At 41.1% G+C, this 26,544-nt stretch carries 22 protein-coding genes and 1 pseudogene; 14 read left to right on the forward strand and 9 right to left on the reverse strand.

Features of this window, described 5'->3' with window-relative positions; translation table 11 throughout:
* From QQK21_RS12340 to QQK21_RS12360, 5 genes are all read left to right on the forward strand, one after another.
* Positions 1 to 1,036: DEAD/DEAH box helicase (locus QQK21_RS12340; RefSeq protein ID WP_284192497.1), on the forward strand; the 1,036-nt coding region annotated here is incomplete at its 5' end.
* Positions 1,037 to 1,065: 29 nt separating this feature from the next.
* Positions 1,066 to 1,572, forward strand: coding sequence for a GNAT family N-acetyltransferase (locus QQK21_RS12345; RefSeq protein ID WP_284192498.1), 507 nt, complete (start codon positions 1,066 to 1,068; stop codon positions 1,570 to 1,572).
* 288 nt (positions 1,573 to 1,860) lie between these two features.
* Positions 1,861 to 2,634 carry a substrate-binding periplasmic protein gene (locus QQK21_RS12350; protein WP_284192499.1) on the forward strand — a complete coding sequence of 258 codons (774 nt, stop codon included), beginning with the start codon at positions 1,861 to 1,863 and terminating at the stop codon, positions 2,632 to 2,634.
* Between the two features lie 138 nt (positions 2,635 to 2,772).
* A complete protein-coding gene (locus tag QQK21_RS12355; RefSeq protein WP_284192500.1) occupies positions 2,773 to 4,110 on the forward strand; it encodes a hypothetical protein in 1,338 nt (445 codons plus the stop codon).
* Positions 4,111 to 4,288: 178 nt separating this feature from the next.
* A complete protein-coding gene (locus QQK21_RS12360; RefSeq protein WP_284192501.1) occupies positions 4,289 to 4,849 on the forward strand; it encodes a GNAT family N-acetyltransferase in 561 nt (186 codons plus the stop codon).
* Between the two features lie 85 nt (positions 4,850 to 4,934).
* Here the strand turns inward: QQK21_RS12360 and QQK21_RS12365 are convergent, their stop codons facing one another.
* From QQK21_RS12365 to QQK21_RS12375, 3 genes are all read right to left on the reverse strand, one after another.
* On the reverse strand, positions 4,935 to 6,698 hold the full coding sequence (locus tag QQK21_RS12365) for a methyl-accepting chemotaxis protein (RefSeq protein WP_284192502.1): 1,764 nt from the start codon (positions 6,696 to 6,698) through the stop codon (positions 4,935 to 4,937).
* A 261-nt stretch (positions 6,699 to 6,959) separates the two neighbouring features.
* Positions 6,960 to 8,264 carry an inosine/guanosine kinase gene (locus tag QQK21_RS12370; RefSeq protein WP_284192503.1) on the reverse strand — a complete coding sequence of 435 codons (1,305 nt, stop codon included), beginning with the start codon at positions 8,262 to 8,264 and terminating at the stop codon, positions 6,960 to 6,962.
* Positions 8,265 to 8,372: 108 nt separating this feature from the next.
* Positions 8,373 to 8,843 (reverse strand): CreA family protein, encoded by a 471-nt coding sequence (locus QQK21_RS12375; RefSeq protein WP_284192504.1) that lies wholly within the window; start codon positions 8,841 to 8,843, stop codon positions 8,373 to 8,375.
* 165 nt (positions 8,844 to 9,008) lie between these two features.
* Between QQK21_RS12375 and QQK21_RS12380 the strand changes: the two genes are divergently transcribed.
* Entirely contained in the window at positions 9,009 to 9,515 is a 507-nt protein-coding gene (locus QQK21_RS12380; RefSeq protein WP_284192505.1) for a flavodoxin, read from the forward strand.
* A 42-nt stretch (positions 9,516 to 9,557) separates the two neighbouring features.
* On the opposite strand, the gene QQK21_RS12385 is transcribed toward QQK21_RS12380, so the two are convergent.
* On the reverse strand, positions 9,558 to 10,013 hold the full coding sequence (locus tag QQK21_RS12385; protein WP_284192506.1) for a methylglyoxal synthase: 456 nt from the start codon (positions 10,011 to 10,013) through the stop codon (positions 9,558 to 9,560).
* Positions 10,014 to 10,022: 9 nt separating this feature from the next.
* The gene (torT, locus tag QQK21_RS12390) at positions 10,023 to 10,982 is read right to left on the reverse strand and encodes a TMAO reductase system periplasmic protein TorT (protein ID WP_284192527.1); all 960 of its coding nucleotides are present in this window, start codon (positions 10,980 to 10,982) and stop codon (positions 10,023 to 10,025) included.
* Positions 10,983 to 11,101: 119 nt separating this feature from the next.
* Here torT and torS point away from each other — a divergent pair, with 119 nt between their 5' ends.
* A complete protein-coding gene (gene torS / locus QQK21_RS12395; RefSeq protein WP_284192507.1) occupies positions 11,102 to 13,987 on the forward strand; it encodes a TMAO reductase system sensor histidine kinase/response regulator TorS in 2,886 nt (961 codons plus the stop codon).
* A gap of 31 nt (positions 13,988 to 14,018) precedes the next feature.
* Here the strand turns inward: torS and QQK21_RS12400 are convergent, their stop codons facing one another.
* Entirely contained in the window at positions 14,019 to 15,167 is a 1,149-nt protein-coding gene (locus QQK21_RS12400) for an iron-containing alcohol dehydrogenase (protein WP_284192508.1), read from the reverse strand.
* A 167-nt stretch (positions 15,168 to 15,334) separates the two neighbouring features.
* Between QQK21_RS12400 and QQK21_RS12405 the strand changes: the two genes are divergently transcribed.
* Together QQK21_RS12405 and QQK21_RS12410 are read left to right on the forward strand one after the other, a co-directional pair.
* On the forward strand, positions 15,335 to 16,246 hold the full coding sequence (locus QQK21_RS12405) for an AraC family transcriptional regulator (RefSeq protein ID WP_284192509.1): 912 nt from the start codon (positions 15,335 to 15,337) through the stop codon (positions 16,244 to 16,246).
* A gap of 296 nt (positions 16,247 to 16,542) precedes the next feature.
* Positions 16,543 to 19,458, forward strand: a pseudogene (locus QQK21_RS12410) (chitinase C-terminal domain-containing protein); the annotation flags it as partial.
* A 91-nt stretch (positions 19,459 to 19,549) separates the two neighbouring features.
* Here the strand turns inward: QQK21_RS12410 and QQK21_RS12415 are convergent.
* Both QQK21_RS12415 and QQK21_RS12420 read right to left on the reverse strand, forming a co-directional pair.
* Complete coding sequence (locus QQK21_RS12415) at positions 19,550 to 20,068, reverse strand: hypothetical protein (RefSeq protein ID WP_284192510.1); 519 nt, start codon at positions 20,066 to 20,068, stop codon at positions 19,550 to 19,552.
* 97 nt (positions 20,069 to 20,165) lie between these two features.
* The gene (locus QQK21_RS12420; protein WP_284192511.1) at positions 20,166 to 20,534 is read right to left on the reverse strand and encodes a YgiW/YdeI family stress tolerance OB fold protein; all 369 of its coding nucleotides are present in this window, start codon (positions 20,532 to 20,534) and stop codon (positions 20,166 to 20,168) included.
* Between the two features lie 155 nt (positions 20,535 to 20,689).
* Here QQK21_RS12420 and QQK21_RS12425 point away from each other — a divergent pair, with 155 nt between their 5' ends.
* The 4 genes from QQK21_RS12425 to modC are packed head-to-tail and all read left to right on the forward strand — an operon-like array spanning position 20,690 to position 24,721.
* The gene (locus QQK21_RS12425) at positions 20,690 to 22,159 is read left to right on the forward strand and encodes a cobyric acid synthase (RefSeq protein WP_284192512.1); all 1,470 of its coding nucleotides are present in this window, start codon (positions 20,690 to 20,692) and stop codon (positions 22,157 to 22,159) included.
* Positions 22,159 to 22,917 (forward strand): molybdate ABC transporter substrate-binding protein, encoded by a 759-nt coding sequence (modA, locus tag QQK21_RS12430; protein ID WP_284192513.1) that lies wholly within the window; start codon positions 22,159 to 22,161, stop codon positions 22,915 to 22,917. The genes QQK21_RS12425 and modA overlap by 1 nt, the downstream gene beginning before the upstream one ends.
* Positions 22,918 to 22,928: 11 nt before the next feature.
* Complete coding sequence (gene modB, locus QQK21_RS12435) at positions 22,929 to 23,618, forward strand: molybdate ABC transporter permease subunit (protein WP_284192514.1); 690 nt, start codon at positions 22,929 to 22,931, stop codon at positions 23,616 to 23,618.
* Positions 23,615 to 24,721 carry a molybdenum ABC transporter ATP-binding protein ModC gene (gene modC / locus QQK21_RS12440; protein WP_284192515.1) on the forward strand — a complete coding sequence of 369 codons (1,107 nt, stop codon included), beginning with the start codon at positions 23,615 to 23,617 and terminating at the stop codon, positions 24,719 to 24,721. Before modB ends, modC begins: the two co-directional genes overlap by 4 nt.
* 35 nt (positions 24,722 to 24,756) lie before the next feature.
* On the opposite strand, the gene QQK21_RS12445 is transcribed toward modC, so the two are convergent.
* Positions 24,757 to 25,191: a DUF3069 domain-containing protein gene (locus QQK21_RS12445; RefSeq protein WP_284192516.1), complete on the reverse strand. Its 435-nt coding sequence runs from the start codon at positions 25,189 to 25,191 to the stop codon at positions 24,757 to 24,759.
* 172 nt (positions 25,192 to 25,363) lie between these two features.
* Here QQK21_RS12445 and QQK21_RS12450 point away from each other — a divergent pair, with 172 nt between their 5' ends.
* A complete protein-coding gene (locus QQK21_RS12450) occupies positions 25,364 to 26,296 on the forward strand; it encodes a GGDEF domain-containing response regulator (protein ID WP_284192517.1) in 933 nt (310 codons plus the stop codon).
* The last annotated feature ends 248 nt before the right edge of the window (positions 26,297 to 26,544 follow it).

Consider the following 26,544-nt stretch of genomic DNA (forward strand, 5'->3'; position numbering starts at 1 on the left):
CTGGGTACTATCAAAACAGATCAATCACTTAAAGTCATGTCCGAAAATCGGGGGCCACTTCTCTGAGTCTACAGAGGTAAAAATTGTCACTGCATATGGTGGAACCAGTATCAATACGCAAACTCGCAATCTTGCGCATGGATGTGATGTCCTTATTGCTACTCCTGGGAGACTAATTGACCATTTGTATTGCAAAAATATCAATTTAAAGAAAACCAAGTATCTGGTGTTGGATGAAGCTGATCGCATGTTAGACATGGGTTTTATGCCAGATATTGAGCGTATTCTTAAGCATCTTAACTCAAAACGACAAACTCTATTTTTCTCTGCAACTTTTGACAACAAAATTAAAGCCATTGCCTATCGACTGATGAATGAACCTGTCGAGATCCAGGTCACCCCATCCAATAGTACTGCAGAAACCGTTAAGCAGATGGTATACCCTGTCGACAAAAAACGAAAAGCCGAATTACTCGCTTATTTAATTGGTTCACGAAACTGGCATCAGGTACTCGTCTTTACCAAAACCAAGCAGGGTAGTGACTCACTGGCGAAGGAATTAAAGCTGGATGGTATTGTCTCGGTATCAATCAATGGAGACAAAAGCCAAGGTGCTCGTCAAAAAGCTCTTGATGACTTCAAATCAGGAAAAGTGAGGGCGCTGATCGCTACAGATGTGGCTGCCAGAGGATTGGATATCAATCAACTAGAGCAAGTTGTGAACTATGATATGCCTTATAAAGCAGAAGATTACGTTCATCGTATTGGGCGTACCGGTCGTGCTGGAAAAGAGGGACTCGCTATCTCTCTGATGAGTAAAGATGAGGAATACTTGCTCACGGCAATTGAAAAGCTTTTAGATGCACGTTTGCCACAAGAATGGTTACAAGGTTTTGAACCAAGCTTAGTTGATGCTATTGATGACGAGTCAGGAAGCACAAGGCGTAATAAAAGTCGTTCTAGTGAAAAGCGTAAATTGAAAGCACAGTTGAAAATTCACGCGAACAGGAAAAAACAAGCAAAACCAAACAGGTAAACAACTAATTCTTTATATGAGGAGCGGATGTGCAACTTGAATTATTGTCAAAAGAACATGAAGAAACCTTATTTCAATTCGAACTTGAGAATAGGGAATGGTTTGAGTCCACGATCCCTGCCCGAGATAGTGAATTTTATTCTTTGCAGGGAGTTAGGCTGCACATTCAGTTATTTTTACTCGATTACACCGCAAAAACTCTGATTCCGATGTTAATCATTGATGATTGTGGAAAGATCCTAGGAAGGGTTAACGTGACCAATATTGACCGCGAAAAACATCAGGCACATATTGGTTATCGGATTGGTAAAGCCTTCACGAACCGAGGTGTGGCTAAGTTTGGTGTGAAAAGCATGATACGAATGGTTGAAAAGCTCGGTATCAGAGAGCTTATCGCTTATGCATCATTAGACAATATTGCGTCTCGGAGGGTGCTAGAAGCTTGCGGATTTAGACTTGTCAGATTAGTGCCCAATTACACTGAGCTGAATAATTTACCGTTAGACTGCTTGGAGTTCAAGCTATCCATAAGATAACTAGGCTCTTCGAATCCTTATGTAGTACCAAGCGATGCTCAAAAATTGATGACCGTCAGCCAGGCACACATAGTAAACGTACCGATACGTTCTCTAGCGGTTGCGCTGCCCAAGTATTTGATTTTGGCTTTCAATCTTTTATTATTACTTAATATCAAAGACTTACATCGATTGCATATTTTTTTTAAAGTTATCCAAATGACCTCCCAGCTTGACTTAACCTAAGCATGCACTATTACTTACCGTTAGTAACTTATTAATGCTAAAGGAACAGTATTCGGAGTCACTATGAAAAAAAGCCTTGCTCTACTTTGTGTCGTTTTGACGTCCACCTCAGTGCTTGCGAAAACTGAGGTAACCATATACGGGGATGACTCTTATCCACCATATTCTTATATTGACAGTGGGCGTATGACAGGAATTTATACCGTTGTGTTAGAACGCATCTTTTCCAAAATGCCTGACTACAATGTAATCCTCAAGGGAGTACCGTGGAAGCGCGGCTTACTTGAGATAGACGGTGGAAAGATTTTTGCTTTGTATCCACCATATAAACGCCCCAAGCAGCGTCCTTATATGGAATATGAGATGTCGATCCTCGATGAGAAGTTGGTCGTGGTATGCCAAAAATCTGTTCTTAGCTCACCCAAACCAAATTGGCCTAATGACTATATGGGGCTGAATATTGGTAACAACGCGGGCTTTTCCGCCGGTGGTGATGAATTTAGAGCAGCGGTTAAAGCTGGCAAAATAAAGCTAACTGAGACAAAGGGGACACCTAAAAACTTACTTAAGTTGATTGCCGGACGTATAGACTGTTATATGAACGATGCACTGTCTATCCAATGGGAACTTAAAAAACTTCACAAAGAAGGCAAATATGACGGTAGTAGTATCGTTGAAGGTGCAACTATCAGCTCGGAGCAGGGATACTTGGGTTTTGCGACTAAAGGAGCCAGTTTCCCGTTCAAAGATGACTTTAAATCTCAATATCACAAAATTCTTTCAGAAATGAAAGCAAGTGGTGAAGTAGATAAGATAATCCAAGATTATGTAAAGTAGCCTTTTATTTTTGCTGTTATGAGCGGGAAAAAAGTTTCCCGCTTTTCACGAATGACATTAATTCCTTTGTTATCTCTCTATAAACCAAACTCATTTATTGGTAATGGTGTTATTTTTTGAATTGGTAGGAATTGTTGTATGTTATATAGTAAAGACCTTATTTTACAATCAATAGAACAATATAACAAATCTAATGGAAACTCTTCTGAAAAAAGAAGGGTCAGTGATTGGCTCCATTTTGAACATCATGGAAAATCAGGTCAAGTTAGGGCTAATATTTTAAAAAGTTATGTAAACAACGCTCAGCCTATACACATTAGCACCTTAATATCAGAATATTTGTCAGCATCAGTAAAACCAGGAACATTAAATAAAATAGTTAAAGACAATAGCCAAAAAGACTGTTTTAAGCATGCAAAGATTCTTAATGGTGGTGGGAGTAATTCATCTTCTTTAAGGACTTTCATAAAATCTGCTCACAATAGCATAATATCTGGGGATGCACAGTATACAAAACCATATCATAATAAGTTACTTGAAGGTAATTCAGTACCACCAGAGAGAATGATTGATAGTGGATTCGTCGTATTTAAAAATGATTTGAACAAGGTTAAAGACTTAAATTCATCAGCTCATACAGTGACAATGTATCAACATAAAAGTACAAATGATATGTACTTTGGTAAATCTTTATCTGATGGTAGTGAACAAAAAATTAATGCTTTATCAGAAATTTTATATTCTCTAATATGGCAAAAATTTATCGGAGATAGATCGTCTAAATCATTGATAATAATGGATGATAGTAACCAGATTATCGGCATTTGTTCAAAGGGATTAAACCAATTTAGTGAACTGAAAACACAGTTAGGAAAAAATGGTTACCCTTCTAAATTGGGCTTGCTCTCCATCGCTGTATTATCATACTTACTCGTTGAAGATGACTTGCATACTAAAAATATAGGTACATTCGATTATCATGGCGAGTCGGTTTTTGGAAAAATTGATCATGATTATATTGTATCTAAGTTTGATACACACCAATCTCATTTTAATAATGATTTTAGTTTGGAAGTTTTAATCTCATATCTAACAACTCAAGATGTAAACTTACTCAAAATCATGCTCAAAAGCTTAAGGTTTTCTCCAGGTACAAAAAATAGTACGATACTAAATATCGGGCATTGCCTGAGAGGAATTGGTGGAGGTGCGAATACAACGCTAGGAAGAAAGGCTACACGAGACTTTTATTCAAACTATGTCACTATCCATAATAGAACGGAATGTGAATTCCTAAAAAATAAAATAGCTAGATTTAACATTTCTGAAATGGATAAAGATTATGATAAAATCATTAAATTTGCAGGAAATCACAGCATTGTTGGAATTGACAAAATTAATGATATTTATTTTTTCATCAAGAGCAGAATATTAATTGTAAAAAATGAGTTATCCAGTGCAAAACATTTAATGTAATTGGCTTAAATTTTACGTAGATTCATAGTGACATATTAAACTTTTAGTTATTTCTATTAAATTATCACCATTTTCTTACTCTAAGCGCTATAATGTCGATTTAAATTGTATGTGTAGCGTAGCACCGCTTAATCGCAACATGAACAATCACATTCATAGTATATAAGGGTTTACATCCATGAAACTGAAAGTGGCCGTATATGAAGATTACGAACACTTAGCTTCACTGCATTCACAAAGCTGGAAAGTGTTCTATAAGGGTATTTTGGACAGTCAATACCTTGAAAGCGATGTTAGCGCCGACATGCGCGCCCTGTGGCAAACTCGGTTAATCAATCCTCCTTTTAATCAACGAGTTTTAATGCTTGAAGAAGGGGGGCTATTGTGTGGTTTCATTTGTGCATTTGGTAATCATGATTTTGAGAAAGGTACTATTATTGATGCTTTACATGTTGACTCCAATTATTTGAGGCGAGGGATAGGCATTGAATTGATATCCCAGATAGCACATTGGGCCGAAAAGTACTTCCCTAACCAAGGTGTTTACCTTAACGTCGTCAAAAGCAATCATAGAGCGATAAAATTTTGTGAGAAGTTGGGTGGACAACTCATACAAGAGAGACTTTGGCAAGCTCCTCGCGAGACACAAGTTCCTGAATTAGTATATGGATGGAAATCAATCCAAGAACTGCTTAAGTATTCTCATCAAAAAAATAACACTTTGATTTCAATCGACTAAATGCAATTTTACTCTCTGGTTGTATTCTACGTTGCAATAAAAAGCGCTTCATTCTAGAAGCGCTTTTTATTCGGTTTTTCAAAGTTTATTTCGACGTACGGAACTCTGCAACTGCCTGATCCATTTCACCAGCTTGATGCGATACCTTATCAACTTCACTGAGGCAGTTTTGTGCCGAGTTCATGTTACCTTCAGATATCGTATTCAACTCGGTAATTGAGTCACTCACTTGGTTCATCACACTGCCTTGCTCTTCAATCGCAGATGCAATACGTTCAGAGTTTGCCTGTATATTGGTCATATCTGTAATAATTTGCCCAAGACTATCATCAAGTGTTTCTGAAGCCGTAAGTGTTTGCTGCCCTTGTTCATTACACTGATCAATATTGGAGACAACCGTTGCCATCTGAGTTTGTATATCCGTAACTACTTTGGTGATTTCTTCCGTTGATTGATGTGTACGACTCGCTAGTGCACGGACCTCATCTGCAACAACAGCAAAACCTCGACCCTGTTCGCCAGCACGAGCAGCTTCGATGGCCGCATTCAACGCGAGTAAATTCGTTTGCTCGGCAATACCTTGGATGATATTTACGGCGTCACCAATTTTATCAACATGATCATTGAGCGAACTAATTGAACCTTGGCTATCCGATAAGATCTGAGAGAGTTCGCTAATGTTTCTCACGGTGTCTTCGACGACAGCACGCCCTTTTTGGGCATTAACCGAAGCTTGATGAACCCCTTCGACCGCCACCGCTGTACTCTCTGATATCTCATTGATAGTGGAGACCATTTCCTGCACTGAAGTCGCCATAGTTGATGTATGGTCTGCCTGAATATGAAACTGCTTGATTACACTTTGTAATTCGTTGTGCATACTTTGGGTGCTGTGAGACAGTTCTGATGATTTCGCTTGCGTGCCAGATATTAATGTTTCAAGTTTATCTAGCAAACGGTTGAAATACGTCCCTATAGACACAAGTTCATTATTGCCTTTCAGTTGTGAACGCAATGACACATTGTTAGATTGGGCTATTTCTTGGATTACTTTAAGCAAAGCCCCTACCTGTTGGTTGATTGACCGAGAAATCTGGAAAATAAAGATTAATATCAAAACCATGACAACGATACTGACCGATTTTTCAATCGTATTCAGTTTTTGTCGTGTGGATTCACTTTGCTCAGCAAGTGCCGCGGAAAAGGTCTTAAACTGACTTTCAACATTATGGGATAATTCACGAACTTGCCCTAACATACCTTCATTGTACTTAAGACCAATGACTTTCTTCTGTTTAACGACATCTTTTGCAGCGGCCAAGACTTGACTCGAGTTACTAGGTAGAAGGTTCTCTTGGATTTCCCCTTTAGAGACACCGGAATCAAATTCCAAGAGCTTCACTATTTGGTCACTTGATAGGGATTGCTTAACACCAGCAATTGCTGCGTTGTATTTACCCATCAATTTTTCTTCCGGCTTTAAACCCAAAGCATCATACGCGTTGACCAATTGGGTAAAACCTTTCTGATACTTGAGAATGTCTTCACGGACCGAGGCGCTTGATGGCAGATTATTGGATTTAAGAACTGGCGCTAACTCTGCCTCTAATCCAAGAAAGGTGTCCATATTCTTACCAAAGGTATCCAGATATTTCATACTCTTGCGCAATAAGAAGTCTTTTTCATTACGCCTCAGATTCAAAAGGCGGATTTCAAGCTTCGCAACTAGCAGACTTGCTTTATTTAATTGCTCAGTGGTTTGAGCAAAGTGGGCTGTGGTCAAAAGTAATGAGGCGACTCCCAAGACAGCGACTGCACCCAATGAATATAGTTTATTCTTAATATTCATGTGACTACCTAAGTTATTGGTTTGAGCGGTTAGTTATCAACTCTTTGAAGAATAGTTGCTAATTACAGATATATCAATTATGCAATCTATTACTATGCTACTTTGGAGATTAAAAACCTAACTATATGATATTTTTATTTTTTTAACGAGGCTTTTCGGATTGTTTTTTTGGGGAGGTCAATGTTTTGACGAATTGGGGGCGATTTATTGCGTATTTTAAGAGTAGAGAGCAGCAAATGACTGCTCTCTGTATCGGTAATCCTAGCGATCCCAATAGGTTTCTTCGAGGCTGTCTTCTCTTTCGGGAAGGGCTCTTGATAGCCTTGGAGAATGTTGGGTTAAGACTTCGTAACTAACACGGTTCGCATACTTACAAATCTGAGAAAGAGATGAATAAGTAAGATAAGGGCGATCGTGTTTAGATGAGTTAGGGACATTCATTTGATGATGGCTATTTGCTGCCATGTCATGTAAAAGTGCCGATAGTGCCGCGTCTCCTGCGCCATTGGTGTTTTTTATTTCTAAGGGCCCACCAAGATAAGGACCAATATGCGAATACACTTTTAATGGATTCAAACAATCGTCTTTTCGCATCGCACGACTAAATTCGTATTTATTGAATTCGGCTATATTGCCGGGTAATAACGGAAGTTCAGTTGTTCGCTTAACAGATTCCTCCGTGTAACCCGCCATGTATAATCCGACTGGACCTGCGGTACACAATACGAGATCAACCCACTCAAGCGCTTTGTCAGCGGCAAGAAGTGGATCTTTTTCACCCGTAAGTGCTTCACCTTCTTCTTCATTCATTGCGACGATAGAAATATTTTCTTTAATATATTCCTGCCACCATTCCGCGTTACCTTCAATAACCCACTTAGTTCCCAAAGTCAGTACAACAGGCACGTTTTTGGATTTTGCGATCTCAATTGCCCTAGCAACAGCTCTAGGCATAGGATCGTCAGGTTTACCCCGCATCAAATAAGAGGACACCACGAGAGCAGAAGTTTTATCAAATACTTCCTCAGGAATACTATCTGGACGAAGTTTATTCATGTGGCCTTCGTTGATTGCAAAAGTACGTTCGCCATCTTTGGAGATCAAGGTATAGCAACGGCCAATCGCGCCCTCAACCATTTGCAAATGGTTGAGATTCATTCGAGAGGATGTCCTGCATAAATAGCGGTAAGCGAATGAACCAACTTCAATATTTTTGGACATCACCCCCAACAAAATAGACTTGCTATCGGCAAGCACAGAGTAATTGTGTAGTGTATTACCAATGGTGTCACCAGGATATTGATGGGTGATAAGCTCACGCTCAACCAACTCAGCATACAATTCATCAGCTGTACTTTCTTCAACAACTAACGAGTGACCTTTACTCAAGTCATATTTAGCCAAGAAATCGTCATTAACCTGAGCTTCAATATCAACAATTGTTTGACCGACACCCACTATGATCGGTCGAAAAAGCTTCGGCGTTTGCTTCATTTGGTTGACAAGAGGGTCTCTTGCGTGAGTAGGGAAGTAGTGCTTAGATTTGCGTTGTCCAGGAAATTTCATCTTTTGAACAGGGTTGTAAATTTTCGCGCATCATATCACAGAATAATAAGATTGCTTTCATTTTATTTACTAGGAATATGGCCAAATGGAACCATTTGGCCGACATCATTAGTTGGGCTCAACCTTCGCAGAATATGCTTTCGTTCCCCAAAGTGGGACAGTTGACAAACTGTGTTTGAAGCTTCCATCAGTCTCTTTCGTTGTATAAGACAAGTAGAGCAAAGTTTGATTTTCTGAGTCGTAAATACGTCTAACTTTCATGGACTTAAAGAAAATACTCTTCGATTTTCTAAAGACTACCTCGCCTGACTTACTCTTATCGATGTTGGCGATCATTTCTGGTGTTATGTCCCCAGTTTGTCGACAAGAAATAGAACTGTCACTGGGATCTGCCAAACTAAAATCTGCCTCAATTGACGCAATATGACAGGTTACCCCTGTTACTACATCATCTTTAAGGTTTTCTATTTTGATGTCTTTTAAAGTGAATAAACCGAGAGAAACATCTCCAACTTCATTGTTATCACAAGCCGTCAAGCCAAGAGAGAACACCATCATTAATGCGATTTTTTTAAACATAATCTGATTTGCTAGTCCTTTTATCCCATGTGTGTAAATTAGAACAGTTTAAGCTCGAATATTCTAGCTAGAAAACTAGAACATGATTAAAAATACTTGTAGCGTCATGTTGTTGTCGCTAAGCTTCTCCCAAAGAGCCGCTAAGAAACCTAGTCAACTAAATCTATGGACCATACCTCAGAACAACTATTTAAAATAAAAACCCAATGGTTCAGCGGACACGTTGACGTTGAATTCCCAACGAAAGAAAGTTTGCTCGGGCGAGAGCTATTTTTGTCAAGAGCAAGTAACCCTACTTGCTATCAACTCAAGACTCTACCGAGTGTAAACACCGAATATCAAGAAGGCGACGTCTTTAAAGTCGACTTCCATCGACTGACAATCATGTTTTCCCTGCTCCAAGCCCAGTACTGGGATAATGAGAAAGAGCAAGCTCTGGTCTTAGAGTTTTTGAGTCAGATTATTTTTTCCGAACCATGTGATCTGTATGTCGGCTTTCTTTCCGGTGAGCCATCGGCGGCGGCCGTTGTGACAAAAAGTGGTGACTCAATTCTAGTGTCTGACATCGTTACAAAGTCAAATAAGCCTGAGCATTTCCTAGCAGCATTAGTTCACCATAATGCATTGGATATTGAAAAATATGCCAATATTTATATCGAGTCATATCAATGAAGGTGCTAACGCCTTAATTGTCCTTAAGACGCGTTCAGGGGCTTATGTCCGCTCAGATAAATACGCCTGATAATCCGGTATTTCAATGCTCACTTCAGACTCAATTAAGTCTGACGCAATAAGGAAATTTGCGGTTGCTCGGTTAGCTGCAACGGGTATATTCCAGACACTCGAAATTCTCAATAAAGCCTTTACATCTGGATCATGGGGGACAGCATTAAGTGGGTCCCAAAAGAAGATAAGTATATCTATTTTTCCTTCTGAAATAAGTGCTCCAAGTTGCTGGTCTCCTCCCATCGGTCCAGAGATCATACTTTTAATCACTAATCCTGTTTCTCTAGTTAACATCGCACCAGTTGTTCCTGTTGCGTACAGTTTATGGGGCTGAAGCTTTTCTTTGTGCTCCAAGACCCAACGAAGTAACTCAGGTTTATAATTATCATGAGCAACTAAAGCGATGTGTTTGCATTTTCCCATTGTACGAGTGGTTTGTTTCATGCTGTTGTCCTAATTGGTGACGTGGAAAGTGGGACGATACTCTGATGGAGACAAAGATTGCAATATTACCGTCGGATCAAGGTTTTCTGGCGTAAGAGGTTCAATAACTGGCATCTGTTTTAGCTGATACGGCTGTCCTTTGAGATAATTAACCGCTTGCCGAACGGACATACTTCCTTGCTGAACCATTTTGTCAGTGGGGGCAAATTCAACTCGTTTTCTAAGCAAGCCTCGATAAACGCCATGACTCAAATAAGTAGCAATAAGTCCGATGGTTTCTGTTTTGTTTGCTGTACGTAATTCACTAATTGCTGCTTCAATTGCTACTGCGCTTCCCACTATATAGCTTATATCATTTCTTTCAATCACTCTCTGAACGAAGTTACGCTGTAATTCCTTGTCATTGTCTGCCCAATACGACTGGACCACATGGATGTCGCTGTATTCAACCGCATCTAATAGTCCTTTCATTACCGGCTCAGTGCCACCGCTGGCGATTGGACCGAGCAATAATGCAATATTGACTTGTCCCGAACCTTTTGGATGCTTTCCCTTGAGATACTCTCCTACGTAATATCCCATCCAATACCAATCTACACCCACTTGGCCTTTAAGTTGTTGGGAGCTCGGATCGAGAGTAAGCGCGTTTACAGTCGCAAAAATAGGTGTGTTCCCAACCAGCTGATTCATATTTTTGAGGTAACCAGTAGGACTTACCGTACCCAAAATGATGGCATCTGCCTGCCATTCATGACACTTTTTTAGCTGAGCTTGTTGTTTTTGTTTATTCGGGTAACCTCCAGCTTCAAATACTTTGAGTTCAACGCCTAATTTGTTTGCCTCATTTACCATCCCATAATTGACAGATAGCCAATAAGAATCTTTAAGATGTGGATATAAAGCACAAATTTTGATTGGCTTGTCAAAAGGCAATACAGAACTCGAGCATACCAGTGCGTATAGCAGCATGATAGACGAAATTTGTTTAGTGGTTAAGACTCGAAGCATGATGCGTGTCGTTGCTAATTAATCCATAATCACTGCAAAATATAGCGTATTGTCTGCGCGTTAAGAAGAGTAGCTATCTAATGTTGTTAGAGAGGGCCAGTATCGGTCGAAAATTACTATTTGCGTTTGTTGCAATGGTGAGCTTGATGTTTGTTTCTGCTGCTATTGGTGTCTTGGGCTTTTCGTCAGTGGCGAAAACAGAAAGGCAAGTGGTTAACACTGCGCTTCCATCCATGTTAAAAGCGAGACAAGTCTCTGAGCTTAGTGCGCGAATAATTTCCTCAGTTCAAACTCTATCCAATGCTAAAACAGAGCAAGAGCGCCAACAATATGGAAAAACGTTGTTTGCTCAGTTAGAAAAACTCCTTTCACATATTAAGCAGCTTGGCTCTGATTCATTTGATTCTCAACTACTAGTCAAACTAGAAAATAACCTGCAAAGAGTAATAGATACGCTGGCTGAACTTGGACTTGTGGTAGAGAAAAAGTTGCGTTTAGAGAAACAGTTGTTCGACATTACTGACGCGCTTAGAGATCAAGCATCAGAACTCGAGCTTCTCACTGGAACACAAGTAGCAAACACGAGCACGAATGCAGTCGCCAATATCACGCAGATTTATAGTCTATTGAACGCTAGGGATACAGAAAAAGTTTATCGAGCGTTAGACACTCTCGTTGAAGTAGACCTAGATAGAACAGAACGATTACACAAACTACATTTGCTGGCTTTTAAGTTACTTAACCTTATCGAAGAAACCAGAACGACTTCTGACATTAACCGAATATACAGCATAGAAAAGGCGTTTCTAACCAACCTTGAAATCATGAAACGCCGAGCAAAAACGGTCGAAGACCCAGCTCGCTCAACTCAAATGCAAACACTGCTCACTCAGTTGGAACAAGGTAGTGTTGTCTTTGAATTGTTGGTTCAGCGCTATCAAAATGACTATTCAGGCCAAATGCTGCTGCATAACACATTAATTCAATTTACAGATCTTAACGCTACAGTTGCCAAATTAATCGATGAATCAAATAACACGACGACTCAAGCAGTGAATCAATTGCATAAAACACTCCAGTACTCTCAAGTTAGCCTGGTTGTTATTACCGTTGGTGGAATGTTGATCCTTGCAGCTATCCTTTGGAAACTGGTTTATGTCTCGGTAATTAAACGATTAGCAGAGTATTCATCAGCCCTGCGCTCGATTGCAAAAGGCCATTTGAATATCAAGATCAACGTTGAAGGGAACGATGAACTAGCACATATGGGCAAAGCTATCATTAATGCAAGGGACACAGCGAACTCCCTTAAACTAGTGGCTGAAAGTGAAGCAAAAGCAAAACTCGAATTGGAGCAGCACAAAGAGCACTTAGAAGAACTTGTCGCACAACGAACACATCAGCTTGAAGATACCAATGAAAAACTTAACCAAGAAGTTATCAACCATGAACAGGCGAGGGCAATTGCCGAGAAGGCCAACCGAGCAAAATCAACATTTTTGGCGACCATGAGTCATGAAATTCGCACTCCCCTAAATGGCGTGCTCGGAACGGCTCGATTATTAAAAGATACGGGTCTGAATCCCAAGCAAAGTCATTATGTCGACGTCATTAATCGCAGTGGTTCAACTTTGCTAGCCATACTAAATGATGTTCTTGATTATTCAAAAATTGAAGCTGGTTTTTTGGAAATCAGACCAAGAGATTTTGAAATCCAGACGACCATCAACGAAGTCAAACAATTACTAGAAAGTAAAGCGACCGAAAAGCAAATTGAAATCCGAACCTCGATTGACACTCGAGTTAATCAGTATTTGTACGGTGATGACACTCGTATAAGCCAAGTCCTAACAAACTTAGTCGGTAATGCGGTTAAATTTACTGAATCTGGACACGTTTCCATTAATGTTAGCCCCGATCTAGCTGATCCAGAAAAGACCTTATTTGTGGTGGAAGATACGGGGATAGGCATAGACTCTAGTGAGCAAGAAACACTCTTTGATTCATTTACACAAGCATCTGGCGGTATTCAACGCATTGAAGGTACAGGACTTGGACTGGCGATCAGTAAACGAATTGTTGAAGCTATGGGTGGCAAGCTGCAAGTAGAATCGCAAATGGGTGTGGGCAGCCAGTTTAGTTTTAGCATCTCTCTCCCCGAGGGCAGTAAACTTGCACCAAAACAAACTTATTCTACTGATAGCCAACCTGCACGAGTATTACTAATTGAAGACAATCCTGTAAATAGTATGGTCGCCGAGGGTTTCCTAGAAAATTTAGGGCATCAAGTTGAAACGGCGTTCGATGGTGAATCTGCTCAAAAAATTTATCAAAGCGGCAGCTTTGACATTGCCTTGGTTGACATCAATCTTCCAGATTGCAACGGGATGGACTTACTTTTCATTCTCAAACAGTTAAAAAGCGACAGTGTCACAAAAATGATTGCCGTTTCTGCACATGTTTATAATGAAGAAGTAGAAACCTACCTGAATGCAGGCTTTGATGGATTTTTGCCTAAACCCCTTGATAAAGACTCTCTAGCAGAGATGATCCAGAACATTTTGCAAGAGAGTCGGCCAACATACGAAAACGACACTTCATCCAATCAAGTTAACCCGTATGGCGATGAAATAGTCAGCTCGAAAACGTTAGAGAGAGACACAAAGATCTTGGGACCAACCAAAATGACAGAAGTCATAGACATCTTTGATGACACCACCAAAACAATATTAGAGTCTATGCAAAATGCAGCAAACGAAAGAAATTCAAGCCAAGTAAAAGCGCTCGCTCATAAACTTAAAGGTTCTGCCGGGAGTCTAGGTCTTCGCGCGCTACAAGAGCTTTGCTCAAGTATTGAGAAATCAGAAAGCCCAATCGCTGCCTACCAAACAGTTGAGTCACAACTGCAACATCTAGCCCAGCAATCAAGCCAGACGCTACACCAACTCGTAAACAAAATATCTTAAGAAAAAAGCAGCAATCGCTGCTTTTTCCGTGTTAGGCAATGGCCTCTGTAAGTATTTGTCTACTCGCTTCAAGAGTAATGGCTTGGTGTTCACCCAAAGCATTCATACCATGTTGCTTTAATTGTGCTATCACAGCATCGATGGCTTCCTGCTTATTATCGCCATGCTCCGTTAGCTGAGTGGAGACTTGCATTGTGTGGTAAAAGCGTTCGATAGCATCAATCGTTTTCTCCGCTAAGTTTTCTGATGGTTTTAGACCAAATACATTGACACCCATTTGCTCGAGTTTCGATCGCTTAAGTGATAGCTGATTTCTAAGTAGTGATGGTTGCACTATCGCCAATGAACGAGCGTGATCAACTCCCCAAAGAGCAGTCAGTTCGTGGCCAATGAGATGGGTAGCCCAATCCTGAGGGACGCCACTGCCTATTAATCCATTGAGTGCTTGATTCGCCGCCCACATAAGATTCTCACGCCATTCATCGGTATCTCGCTGTTCGAAGTTTTCACCTAGAGTTTTTAAAGTACGCAATAGCGTTTCAGCATAACCATCTTGAACCATCGCTCCGTGACTTATCGTCAAGTACTGCTCACAAACATGCACCCACGCATCAACAATGCCGTTGATTAGCTGCTTTTCAGGCAGCGTTTTCATTACATCTGGGTCCATAACCGCAAACTTCGGCTGAACATAAGGGCTCATAAATGAAAGTTTGGCTTGAGTTGCCGCCTTAGTAATGACCGCCCCCGAATTGGATTCGGAGCCCGTCGCAGGGAGTGTTAAGACTGCACCAAGAGGTGTTGCATCAGAAACTTGGTGATCACCCGTTAAAATGTCCCACCCATCACCATTATATTTTGCTGCGGCCGCGACATATTTGGAACCATCGATAACTGAACCACCACCAACAGCAAGGATAAAGTCGATATTTTGTTGCTTGACTATTTCAACAGCCTTGTCCAACGTTTCTTTCGTTGGGTTTGCTTCAACGCCTGAAAATTCGATCCACTGATGATTTTTAAGAGACTCTTTTATTTGATCATAGACCCCGTTTTTCTTGATTGAACCACCTCCATATATCACCAAGATTTTGTCTTGTGTTGAGATTGATGATTGTACTGAGCCTATTTGTCCTTTGCCGAATAAGATTTGGGTAGTGTTGACATAAGTAAACCGCATTATCATTCCTCTTATATTTCTAATAAAGGCTTTTTAGCTTTGGCCTTTGCTTCAGATGTGAATGCATATTAGTCCTTTATGGAGGTGAAAAAAATATCAATTTCTCTGTTTTTCTTGCCTAATCCTATTATTTCGATATTCTTCGTGTAGATAATAGAGGATAAGTTATGAATCTTGGCCAGTTGATGCAAAAGTATGCAGATATTCATCATTTAAATGATTTAGAAGGTGCAGTTCAAACCGAGCTAGCTGGTGTTTGGTTTTATCGCAGCAGCTATGGTAATGCTCGCCAGCCATTTACCTACCAATCTGGCGTCGTCATATTGGGTCAGGGTCATAAAAATATTTATATTGGGAACGAATCTGTAACCTATGGACCTAATGATTATCTTGTTGTTGGTGTGCCTATGCCACTAGAGTGTGAAGCGATTCCAGCAAAAGGAAAGCCTTTACTGGGGTTAAGTGTGGATATCGATTCTCAACTTTTGCACAACCAAGTTAATACCCTAGAGTCTATGGGCTTCAAGACTCAAAGGTCGTTAGTCGATAGTGCTCGCGGCTTAACTTCTGTCACTATGCAATCTTCTATGATTGATGTATGCAAGAGGCTTATGATAGCGCTGTGTGACCCAGTAGAGCTTGCTATTTTGGGGCATTCTCTCAAAGAAGAAATGACTTATAGAGTCTTAACCAGTCGCAAAGGACATGTACTATTCGACTTAGCTCACCATGAGGGTAACTATGCTAGGGTGGCAAAAGCACTGAGTAAGGTACACCAAAACTATCATGAACATCTTTCTGTAGAAAAGTTAGCCGAAGAAGCCAGCATGAGTGTTTCTGCTTTCCACAATGCATTTCGAAAAGTGACGCTAGAATCACCGATCCAGTACATAAAGAAAGTGCGGTTGAATAAAGCGAGGGAACTCATTCAATTGAGTGGTAAACGAGTCAATGATGCTGCACGCTTAGTTGGCTACAATAGTGTTTCACAATTTTCTCGCGAATATAAACGCCATTTCAACCACACCCCAGCTGAGAGTGTAAACTCAAAATTCGATACCTCTTCTAGACAAGGTTAATCTCATCCAAGTGGCTTAGTACCACACTATATACATACCATCCCTAAAAACATTCGTGACAATGTCACATCTATTTTACCTTGAAATTCAATACGATAGTTAACACTATGTCCTAGCCGCAAACTTATGGTTGAGAAATTGCACATCAAGCAGCAAAAATTGCGAGTGATTTTATAGATATTACATTTTTGACGATAACAATCGTGTTCTTTCCTAAAGTTATTTCACAATGAAATTAGGCTGGTTAAAAAACAGCCATCAAATAACAATAAAACAATGCTTAAAGGATAATTAGAATGCACTTATCAACGTCAAAAATTCATCGGCGCTTATTCCAATTGAGCTTACTGAGCGCATCTTGCCTCGCTGCGTTTGAAAGTTACGCTGCAATTGATTGTACAAATCTATCCAAGTGGAATGCCAACACCGTATATACAGGAGGCCAGCAAGTTCAACATCAGAATTACGCGTATAAAGCAAACTACTGGACTCAAGGCGATGCTCCAGACACTCATTCCGGAGAATGGTCGCAATGGAAAGAACTCGGGGCCTGCCTCGGTGACACCAATCAAGCCCCAAGAGTTGAACTGAAATCTCCCAAAGCATCAGATTCTATTCTGGTCGATCAAACAGTCACTATTTCTGCCGATGCAAGCGACTCAGACGGTGCGATTGAGAAAGTCGTTTTCTTTGTCGATGGACAAAAAGTTGGTGAGGACAGAACGTCACCATACGCTGTCAATTGGAATGCGCGAGTAGGGGATCATCGTATTACCGCTATTGCTCACGATAACGATGGCTCTCAGAGCCCAGTCAGCATAGTCGACATTAAAGTGTCTAGCTCGCAACCAGGCAACGAGCCACCAACGGTTGATATAACCTTGTCTGCCAATAGTGTTGACCTAGGCGATACCGTTACTTTTCAATCTCAGGCAATGGATAAAGATGGCAATATCGAAAAAGTAGAATTTTATGTGGCGGGCGAACTTGTGGGAACGGTGAACAGCGCGCCATATAATCTAGAGTATACGACACTAACTAAAGGTGTTATGCCTGTAATCGCAAAAGCGACCGACAATCAAGGCGCCTCTACAAGCTCATCTGCCGTATTACTTGAGGTCAAAGAGCTCCCTACCGTTTCATCGTGTCGCCCTGATGGATTATATCAAACAGAAGGAGTCATGGTTCCATATTGTACGATATATGATGAAAGCGGGCGTGAAAAAATGGGCGCGGATCATCCTCGCCGAGTGATAGGTTATTTCACAAGCTGGCGTTCTGGAGATGACCCTCAGACAGCCTATTTAGTTAAAGATATTCCTTGGCAACATCTCACCCATATTAATTATGCTTTCGCCAGTATTGGCTCTGATGGCAAAGTGAATATAGGTGATGTCAATGATCCCAATAATGTTGCAGTTAACAAAACTTGGCCTGATGTTGATGTTGATTCTTCTCTTGGTTTTAAAGGTCATTTTGGTGCCCTCGCGACCTACAAACAAAGGCATAATGTTAAAACCCTGATATCTATTGGTGGATGGGCGGAAACCGGCGGACATTTTGATAAAGATGGAAAACGCATTGCTGATGGCGGTTTTTACACCATGACCACCAATTCTGATGGATCGATAAACCATTCTGGTATAGAAACATTTGCAAATTCTGCTGTTGAAATGATGCGCAAATATAAGTTTGATGGTTTGGACATTGACTATGAGTATCCAACGTCAATGGCAGGCGCTGGAAATCCTGACGATAAAGACTTTATGGAGCCGAGGCGCCGTTATCTTTGGGCATCATACCAAGAGCTAATGAAAGTATTACGTAACAAGTTAGATAGAGCGTCGGCTCAAGACGGCATACATTACATGCTCACTATTGCTGCACCGTCATCTGGATACTTATTGCGAGGCATGGAGTCTTTTGACGTCACCAAGTACCTCGATTACGTCAATATTATGAGTTACGACTTGCACGGCGCTTGGAATGATCATGTCGGGCACAACGCAGCGTTATATGATACAGGGAAAGATTCAGAGCTTATTCAATGGAACGTCTACAATACAGCTGCCTACGGAGGCATTGGTTATCTCAACACAGACTGGGCCTATCATTACTTCAGAGGATCGATGCCTGCGGGTCGGATCAATATTGGAGTGCCTTATTACACCAGAGGCTGGCAAAGTGTTAATGGGGGAACTAACGGCTTGTGGGGAAGGGCGGCATTACCGGATCAAACTCAATGTCCTCCCGGCACAGGTGAAGGAGAGAAGAATAACTGTGGTCATGGTGCCATAGGTATTGACAATATGTGGCATGACAAAGACGCCAACGGCAATGAAATGGGGGCTGGTTCAAATCCTATGTGGCATGCCAAAAATTTGGAAAATGCAATTTGGGGCTCGTATTCCGAAGCTTATGGGCTTGATCCTGACAACGATCCTAGCGATCGACTCATTGGTCAGTACGTTCGCCATTTTGATAATGTCGCCATCGCACCGTGGCTGTGGAATGATGAGAAGAAAGTCTTTCTATCGACTGAAGATCAAACCTCAGTAAATTTGAAAGCGAACTACGTCATTGATAAAGAAATTGGCGGTATCATGTTCTGGGAGCTAGCAGGAGATTACAATTGCTACTTGATAAACGAACAAGGAACTAGAACTCAAGTTGATGAGTCGGAGCAGGCGTGTGAATCTGGTCGAGGTGAATACCATATGGGTGATACCATGACGAAAGCGATTTACGATAAGTTTAAGTCTGCCACCCCGTATGGTAACAAGTTATCCACCACGCCTACTGCTAATCAAACACTTGATATTGCAGTGAAAACATCGGGTTTCAAAGTAGGTGACCAGAACTATCCAATCAATCCTAAAATCACGTTTACCAATAACAGTAACCAAACGTTACCGGGAGGTACAGAATTCCAGTTTGATATACCTGTGTCGACACCAGATAATGCAAAGGATCAATCTGGTGCTGGTTTGTCTGTGATAGCTTCTGGACATACTCGACCAAATAATATTGGCGGACTTGATGGCCCAATGCATCGTGTGGCCTTTACGCTACCTAATTGGAAAAACCTGCCTGTTGGTGGGTCATATGAACTCGATATGGTCTACTACCTGCCTATTTCAGGCCCCGCTAACTACAGCGTCAAGGTCAATGGTGTTGAGTACGCTTTTGCGTTTGAACACCCTGAGTTACCTTCGGCACAAGCTGGTAACCAGTAACATGATACATAGGTGAAATAAAGAAAGGCCTTGGAATAATACCAAGGCCTTCTAGATTGAGTTACGTTTAGTAATGAAATCTAACAGACATAGTGACTTGAGGTCCGTAGAGGCCGTTGTTACGAGTTTCAGCAGCAAGAGTCAGTTGATCGGTTGAATGAAAACGCACCCCAGCATAAAAAACGGAACTATCATCATTTCGCCCAATTCGTCCTGTGACTTCAATCTGCTCTGCAAGCCATAATCTTAAGCCGATATTGAGCTCTGCTGTGGTATCCTTATCTGCGCCATATTCTGGTGTGTACTTGGTCTGATGAACCAAGAGTTGGCCATAAACATCAGCGAATTGACTTACTGGACCATTAAAACCAATTCCCCCAGCGAAATCGTAATCCTTATCGAATTGCGTGTCTGCTCTGAGTATAAAGTGAGAGTTATCAGTAAAAAAGGTGCTAAACTCTGCCCCAAACATCTCAGGGTTAATCGCAGTTCTTACTTCGAAGAAATTGTAATTAAAGTTATTTGCATTAACAACGCTAACGAAACCAGAGCAGACAAATGCACTGATTAGGATGATCTTTTTCAAAGTAAGTACTCCAACTCTCATCAATTTTTTGACGGTAAATTATTTGTGCAATAACTAAGCCAAATATTATCTCAGCCAGAATAGAATTACTTTATATTTACAAGATTTGAATATGATCCACTTCAATTTCTGGACTATTTCCACCCGAAAATCGACCAAAAATCCTTAAATTTGTTCGTTCATCAATAGATTGATCCAGCTTCACTTTATCGCTAATTTCTATCTGGATTTCTCTCTTGCCGTCAGAAAATATAAAACTGGAGATGCTGATTTGCCGAACGATACGACCGTCAATAATCGCATTCCGTTTCGAAAATACACTGTTGTCATCTAATAAGGAGTCGATTGTTGTCAAATTTACAGGTCCTGTAAATAAAATCCCTGCAGAAGGGAATTCGCTGCTTGCATGGCTGACTATAGGTACCAGAAAAAGTATCGTGGTGATGGTTAGAATCGTTTTCTTCACTGTGTTTGCTCTTTCTAATCAAAAAGTGCGCATAGTATGCCATATGGGTTCAACGTCGACTCTGACAAAACAATGGATATCAAATTCATAACTTGAGCCAAGCTGTACAAAAACGTTATGATGTTCCACCCACCTGAGAACCAATAGATTGTCACATGCAGAGCCCACTAAAAGCATTGATGGTACAAGGTACGACATCCGATGCAGGGAAAAGTGTCTTCGTCGCAGCTTTGTGTCGTGTGTTAGCACGAAAAGGCGTGAAAGTTTCACCATTTAAGCCACAAAACATGGCACTCAATAGTGCCGTTACCTTGGATGGCGGAGAAATAGGGCGGGCGCAAGCCGTTCAAGCTCGTGCCTCATGTACACCCAGTTCCGTACACATGAACCCTGTACTACTCAAACCCAACTCAGATACAGGCGCACAAGTCATACTCCAAGGAAAAGCGATAGGGGATATGGAAGCGGTTGGATATGATAAATACAAACAAACTGTGTTTCCAAAAGTCCTCGAATCTTTTTCGATTTTGCAAGACCAATACCAGACCGTTGTGATTGAAGGTGCCGGAAGTCCCGCCGAAATCAATTTGCGGCATAATGATATCGCTAATATGGGATTTGCCGAAGCTGCTGACGTTCCCGTGGTGATCATTGCCGATATCGACCGAGGAGGCGTCTTTGCTCATATTGTCGGTACACTGGAATTACTGTCCAAATCTGAACAAGAGCGGGTAATAGGTTTTGTGATTAACCGTTTTCGGGGTGATATATCCCTCCTTCAATCTGGTCTTGATTGGTTGGAAGAAAGAACCGCTAAACCTGTGCTCGGTGTGTTACCTTTTCTACATGGCCTAGAATTGGAGGCAGAAGACAGCGTTAACAATCAACAACTGATAAGTCAATCCGCTCGTATTCGAGTTATTGTACCGATACTGACTCGAATGAGTAATCACACCGATTTTGATGTTTTAAGAGCCCATCCAGATATTGATTTTCAGTATGTTGGCAAAGGAGAGAGAATTGAGCACGCCGATCTGGTTATCTTACCAGGAACAAAATCCGTAAGAGCCGATCTCGAGTATTTGCGTTCACAACATTGGGATAACGATATTCAACGCCACATTAGACTGGGTGGCAAGCTCATCGGAATTTGCGGAGGCTATCAGATGTTAGGGCGTTTAATTCATGATCCACATGGAGTAGAAGGAGAGGCTGGCACATCACAAGGTCTTGGTTATTTGTCTGTGGAAACTGAACTCACAACCCAAAAGCATCTAAGTGAGGTCAAAGCAATACTAAAACTTGATCAAAAATCAGCGGTGGTCTCTGGTTATGAAATCCATGTAGGACAGACGTCCAATCAAGAAGATCAATCGGTAATCTTTAGTGCAACCCATTTAGACGCCAAGGATGGGGCAATAAGTGATTGCAACCAGATTTTCGGTACATATTTGCACGGAATATTCGATACTCCAGACGCGTTTGCATTGATCTGTGAGTGGTTAGGAATAGTAAACATGACTTCAATTGATCACGCCCAGCAACAAGAAACTGCAATAAACAGAATCGCAGATGCCGTAGAAGAACACATCGACCTAACTCGCATTTGGCCAGAGCTTTATTAATGAATTTTAAACACTTCCTTGCTTTGCGCATTTATGCCATTTTCATCCTTACATCTGCCGCAGCGAGCACGAATGCTAGCTCAATTTATGTTTATGCAGCCTCTTCGATGACTAATGTGGTGACGACATTAGGGAAGGAATTTTATACCCAAACAGGCATTAATGTGGTTCCTGTCGTAGCAAGCTCATCGTCACTTGCGAGACAAATACTGGCTGGTGCCCCCGCTGATATATACATTTCTGCCAATACTCAATGGATGGATTACCTCGTTCAGAGACACAGAGTTTCTCGTGACAATGTCACTTATATCGCAACTAACCAACTCGTCGTCATTGCGCCAGTTAGCAAAGCAGACCATCTGGAGCTTAGTGATAAAAGCCAATGGTTGAGTTGCCTACGGGAAGGAAGACTTGCTATCGGAGATACTCATGCTGTCCCCGCTGGGATATATGCTAAGCAAGCTTTGCAGCAATTAGGCTTGTGGCAAGATTTACAACCCAAGCTAGCACCTACAAGTAACGTTAGGGTAGCATTAACGCTCGTAGAACATAATGAAGCACCGTTAGGCATTGTTTATAGAACTGACGCATGGACGAGTGACAAAGTGAAAATCGTCGCAACGTTCCCCTCATCAAGTCACACAGCAATCACTTACCCTATGGTGGTGTTAAATGATGATATTTCAGCTCGAAACTTTGCCGAGTTTATCCAAAGTAAACAAGGTCAATCGTTACTTCAAGGTTACGGTTTTCTATAGGAGTTCGAAACTTGCTCTCAGAGTATGAATATCAAGCCCTAATGCTGAGTATAAAAGTGGCCTCCTATACTGTCCTCTGGTTAATACCTGTCGGGATTAGCTTGGGTTGGGTATTGGCAAAAAAACAGTTTTTTTGCAAAAGTGTATTAGATAGCTTAATTCACTTACCACTGGTCCTCCCTCCAGTGGTAATAGGCTATTTACTGCTCATTTCTCTGGGCCAGCAAAGTCTTATTGGTCAATGGCTCTACAAATATCTTGGTATCGTATTTTCATTTAATTGGAAGGGGGCCGTCCTCGCAAGTTTTGTGGTTGCATTACCATTGATGGTGCGATCGATTAGATTAAGCATAGAGAGTATTGACCCTAAACTTGGCCAAGCCGCGGCAACACTCGGCGCTTCACCCATTAAATGCTTTTTCACTATCACTTTGCCTCTAATGAGCCCTGGAATTATTACCGGTACTCTATTGTCATTTGCTCGCAGTCTCGGAGAGTTCGGAGCCACAATCAGTTTTGTTTCAAATATTCCGGGAATCACTCAAACTCTTCCGCTTGCGATGTTCTCCTCCATAGAAACACCAGGAGCGGATCTTGAAACTATGCGACTGTGCGTGATTTCATTAGCTATCGCTCTTGCGTCTTTGGTGCTTTCAGAGTGTTTATCGCAACAGTGTAGCAAGAGGTTGAAGGGCGAATGAATAGCATAGAGATCCGTTTTAAACATAAACTGGGTAATGTGAATTTTGATATTGATATCAGAATCCCTAATAGAGGCATCACCTCGGTGTTTGGAAAGTCTGGAGCGGGCAAAACCACATTGATCAATGTCATTGCAGGCCTAAATACACCTGTAGAAGGTAGAGTCACTGTATCGGGCAAAACCCTGTTTTGCTCTGACACAAAAGTAAATATCCCAGTGCACAAGCGTAAAATCGGCTATGTGTTTCAAGATTCTAGACTCTTTCCCCACTATAACGTCAAGCGCAACCTACTGTATGGCGTATCTCAACTCGATCTTCAACATTTCGCAAACATCATAACATTGCTTGATTTAAGCCCTTTGCTTAAACGATATCCCAGCCAGCTGTCCGGTGGTGAAAAGCAGCGAGTGGCCATTGGTCGAGCCTTATTGTCAAAACCTTCTGTGCTATTAATGGATGAACCACTTGCTTCACTTGATATACCACTTAAAAAAGAAGTATTACCCTACTTAGAGCACCTAGCACATGAAATTGAACTTCCTATTATTTACGTATCACATAGTTTATTTGAACTTGTACATTTAGCTAATCATATTGCTGTACTGGATAATGGTGTGGCGATTGCGGCAGGGCCTCTCGAAACTGTATGGTCAACTCCAGCTTTAATGCAATGGCAAACAGCAGACAACCAAAGCTCTTTGTTTGAAGCAAGCATAACTGATCATAACAAAGAATATGCGCTCACCCAGCTCCAGCTTACACGAGGAGTTTTGCTTTGGGTGCCAGAGCTAACAATGATGGTTTCTTCGAAACTGAGAGTACAAGTAAGCGCTTCGGACGTATCTATCACATTAAATAAGCCTACTCAAACATCCATTCACAATATTTTGCCAGCCAAAATTGTGGAAATCCTGCCACTTGAGGGCGAATTTAATGGCAAAAATGTGTTGGTCAAACTTGAGCTTGCTGAAGAGTGTTTTCTACTTTCATCAATAACCACGTGGGCAAGGGATGAGCTTGCTTTAAAAGAAGGAGTAAGAATTTTTGCACAAATCAAAAAGGTTAACGTGACACAAAAAGATATTAAGCAAAAAGCATAATTTGCATCTGAGTCACGTGGTCAATTACTGCCCCTTTACTTTGCAAACACTTGAGTGAAATCACGTTTTAAAATTGGATCACGACGAGCCTTTTTAATTTGTTTGAGCATATCTTTAACACAGTTGTGCATGACCTGCTCAATAACATCGGCTTGGTAACTTTCTTGATCTTCATTTGCTATGCTTTCTCGAAACGCCTTAGTTTGAAGTTCTTCCATAGCATTTAGCCCTGCAAATGCTTGGCTAACCGAGACTAGAGCGTGAAATTGCTCAAAGTTGTCTAAAATATTTTGTGCACTTGCCGGAAGCTCCTCCCAAGCTTGACGGACGGCATCTTCCGATACCTCATGGATTGAAATGACCATCGGATGCATCGCTTCAGGCACAGCATCAAACTCAATAACACAACGGAGTTCCTGTGAAACACAAGAAAGATCAGTAGAAGGCTGGACCTGATTTTCTTCAGACATGAATGGCTTCTCTTACATAATGAATAATTTGATGGTGGCTATCGTAAAAAATCCACACTAAATGTCAACCACAGTGGAGGAAAAGCCATTCATGGAGTAATCTTTAGTATAAACAGCTGATTTTACAGTTTAGTTAACAGGGGTACCGAGCGTGACACTCTCTGGATCTTCGATGAAAATTCTCCTAGTTGACGACGTACAGATGGAGCGAATGCAGCTGGCTATTCGTCTCAAGCAACTAGGTCACACGGTTGAAATGGCCGCATCAGGGGAACAAGCTCTAGACCTGTATCCCTCTTTTGAGCCCGACTTGATTTTATTAGATATATCAATGCCAGATATGGACGGCTTTGAGGTTTCTCAACGAATTCGATCCATGTATGAAGAATGGATTCCGATTATTTTTCTCAGCAGCCATGATGAACCAACGATGATAGCGAATGCTATCGAGGCGGGTGGAGATGATTATTTAACTAAGCCAGTAGATAAGTTGGTGCTGGGCTCAAAGCTTATTGCTATGCAAAGAATAGCTTTTATGCGTCGTGAGCTGAATCAAAAGACGGCTGAACTGGCGAAAGCAAACCAAGAGTTAGAGAAGCTGGCCAGCGAAGATGGTTTAACTAAGGTTAAGAATAGACGCTATGTAGATGGAAAACTGAAAGAAATGATCTCGATACATGGTAGACATGGTCTACCGTTAAGTCTGATCTTACTCGATGTTGATTACTTTAAGCTTTTCAATGACAACTATGGTCACATTGAAGGAGACAAATGCCTAATCGAGATTGCTCAGGCATTGGCTTTGCTGTTTTCTCGCGGTGGAGAAATTGTCGGAAGATACGGGGGCGAAGAGTTTGTTGTTGTGCTGGGACATGCTGATGAGGAAAACGCAAAGCAACACGCAATGAGAATACAATCAACGATCGAGGCGCTTGCTATAAAACATGAATATAGTGGTGTTTCGGATATCATCACAGTATCGCAAGGCATTTGTTGTGTCACTCCGACAGGGAAAGAGGAACCAGAAGAAATATATGCCATTGCCGACAAAGGACTTTATGCATCAAAAAATGCCGGAAGAAATCGCTTTACTCTACTCCATTAGCCCCAAAACATTCTCTGATGCTTATCGGAGTATACTTAAATCACCACATTCTCGGCTAAACGCTCTAATGTTATACGTATAAATTTAAAGCATATTATTTTTATTTGATGGTATGCCAAGCTTTTTTTACTAAACTAAATGAAGAGCAATGAGTATTTCTGTCGATAATGACTAAAACATGATGTTTATGAGAAGGCCCATTCCATATATGTTTTGCCATCCACAAATGCTCAATAAAATCTGAATCT

This window comes from Vibrio zhanjiangensis (assembly GCF_030161235.1).
Classification (GTDB): Bacteria; Pseudomonadota; Gammaproteobacteria; order Enterobacterales; family Vibrionaceae; genus Vibrio; species Vibrio zhanjiangensis.

Coding starts and splice junctions, on each gene's coding strand:
- QQK21_RS12360 (WP_284192501.1), top strand. CDS start 4,289: ATGAAACTGAAAGTGGCCGTATATGAAGATTACGAACACTTAGCTTCA.
- torS (WP_284192507.1), top strand. CDS start 11,102: ATGTTGTTAGAGAGGGCCAGTATCGGTCGAAAATTACTATTTGCGTTT.
- QQK21_RS12375 (WP_284192504.1), bottom strand. CDS start 8,843: ATGTTTAAAAAAATCGCATTAATGATGGTGTTCTCTCTTGGCTTGACG.
- torT (WP_284192527.1), bottom strand. CDS start 10,982: ATGCTGCTATACGCACTGGTATGCTCGAGTTCTGTATTGCCTTTTGAC.
- QQK21_RS12355 (WP_284192500.1), top strand. CDS start 2,773: ATGTTATATAGTAAAGACCTTATTTTACAATCAATAGAACAATATAAC.
- QQK21_RS12370 (WP_284192503.1), bottom strand. CDS start 8,264: ATGAAATTTCCTGGACAACGCAAATCTAAGCACTACTTCCCTACTCAC.
- QQK21_RS12405 (WP_284192509.1), top strand. CDS start 15,335: ATGAATCTTGGCCAGTTGATGCAAAAGTATGCAGATATTCATCATTTA.
- QQK21_RS12450 (WP_284192517.1), top strand. CDS start 25,364: ATGAAAATTCTCCTAGTTGACGACGTACAGATGGAGCGAATGCAGCTG.
- QQK21_RS12385 (WP_284192506.1), bottom strand. CDS start 10,013: ATGAAACAAACCACTCGTACAATGGGAAAATGCAAACACATCGCTTTA.
- QQK21_RS12400 (WP_284192508.1), bottom strand. CDS start 15,167: ATGCGGTTTACTTATGTCAACACTACCCAAATCTTATTCGGCAAAGGA.
- QQK21_RS12425 (WP_284192512.1), top strand. CDS start 20,690: ATGCAGAGCCCACTAAAAGCATTGATGGTACAAGGTACGACATCCGAT.
- QQK21_RS12365 (WP_284192502.1), bottom strand. CDS start 6,698: ATGAATATTAAGAATAAACTATATTCATTGGGTGCAGTCGCTGTCTTG.
- QQK21_RS12445 (WP_284192516.1), bottom strand. CDS start 25,191: ATGTCTGAAGAAAATCAGGTCCAGCCTTCTACTGATCTTTCTTGTGTT.
- modA (WP_284192513.1), top strand. CDS start 22,159: ATGAATTTTAAACACTTCCTTGCTTTGCGCATTTATGCCATTTTCATC.
- QQK21_RS12350 (WP_284192499.1), top strand. CDS start 1,861: ATGAAAAAAAGCCTTGCTCTACTTTGTGTCGTTTTGACGTCCACCTCA.
- modC (WP_284192515.1), top strand. CDS start 23,615: ATGAATAGCATAGAGATCCGTTTTAAACATAAACTGGGTAATGTGAAT.
- QQK21_RS12380 (WP_284192505.1), top strand. CDS start 9,009: ATGGACCATACCTCAGAACAACTATTTAAAATAAAAACCCAATGGTTC.